Source organism: Okeania sp. SIO2B9 (assembly GCF_010672505.1).
Taxonomy (GTDB): Bacteria; Cyanobacteriota; Cyanobacteriia; order Cyanobacteriales; family Microcoleaceae; genus Okeania; species Okeania hirsuta.
In genome coordinates, this window is the sequence record NZ_JAAHGK010001700.1 from 1 (window position 1) to 1,254 (window position 1,254).

2 protein-coding genes are annotated in these 1,254 nt (G+C 40.2%); both read left to right on the forward strand.

The window, feature by feature from the left end; all coding sequences use genetic code 11:
• Positions 1-168 precede the first annotated feature (168 nt).
• Positions 169-627 (forward strand): hypothetical protein, encoded by a 459-nt coding sequence (locus tag F6K13_RS33805; protein WP_287290022.1) that lies wholly within the window; start codon positions 169-171, stop codon positions 625-627.
• A gap of 238 nt (positions 628-865) precedes the next feature.
• Positions 866-1,254, forward strand: a 389-nt coding sequence (locus tag F6K13_RS33810) for a hypothetical protein (protein ID WP_287290025.1), incomplete at its 3' end; no start/stop codon positions are given.

A 1,254-nucleotide genomic window follows, 5' to 3' on the forward strand; every position in this document is an offset into this window, starting at 1 on the left:
ACCCAACACAAAGCCAAATTCTCTGTTAGTAACTTGAATTGAGGTGCATCATCACTTACGAGAGTTTGTATGACTGGCCAGTCAGTTTGGTGATGGGTACATGAGGGACGACATTATAAAAAGTTAACTCCCCTAGTTGATGATCATCAAAAACTCCTAGAGCAATTCTTGGATGATTTTTGGGATTACTATGGAGATTTACTGGCTTATAGAGATGCTCCTACACTTTCAACTGCTAACAGATTACGCTCTGAATTTTCTCGACTTTTCACTACTGAGAGTGGTGATCAGCAGTTGGATGAACGAAAACAATTAACTGCGGCCAAAATTTGGGAATTGTTGCTGGTGTTAGACCATCCGGAATTACCATTGCATAATAACCCGGCAGAGTTAGCTGCTAGGACGATGGTTCAACGACGCAATATCAGTTATGGAACTCAGACGGCTGAGGGGACTGCATCTTGGGATACTTTTATGTCCCTGGTTGCTACTACTCGTAAACTGGGATTGAGCTTTTTTGAATATGTACGCGATCGCATTACCCAGACTAGGAATATTCCCCCTCTGGCAACTATTATTTACGATCGCTCTTCTGTGATTTCTTTTGGTTGGTCTTGGCAGCTATAAATCATTGCCTACCCCATTATATTGAATGGATACTACAATTCCTTCATAAATTCAAGAACTCAGCTAAAGATTACTACTATTTAATTCAGGACTTACGCATGAGGTACGAAGAACTAGGATTTGAGATGGCTTTCCGTTCCGGACTGCTGCGCAAACCCTGTGGATTGCTTCGGACGAAAATTAGGTTGCAGGTGCGTAAGTCCTATAATTAAAATTATTAACCATGAGGAAGTTAATTATGCAAGAACTTCAAAAAAAGCAACTTTTTACAAAACTTAATCCTAAAGAATCTACCTACATAAATGGTGGTTACAATGAAAATTATCAAAATCGCCGTAATTTTTTAGGTTTTCAACTTTGTCCTCGCAGTTATTATGGTGATAACCGCTATTATTCTGACTACCAACCTTATAATTCTAATTACTGGGGAAACAAAGCCGAAGGGGCATTCTGGAAAAAGGGAACTTACTCATGGGATGCATATATAGAAGGAGAAAAGGTAGCCAGCAAATATTTCTACATTGAAGACGGCGGAAAGGACGGACTCAAGCTTGGCAACCCATATGTTCAGCTTCATTCATTCAGACTATATGAAGGGCCATACGATGACGTCATGGAGGATGACCG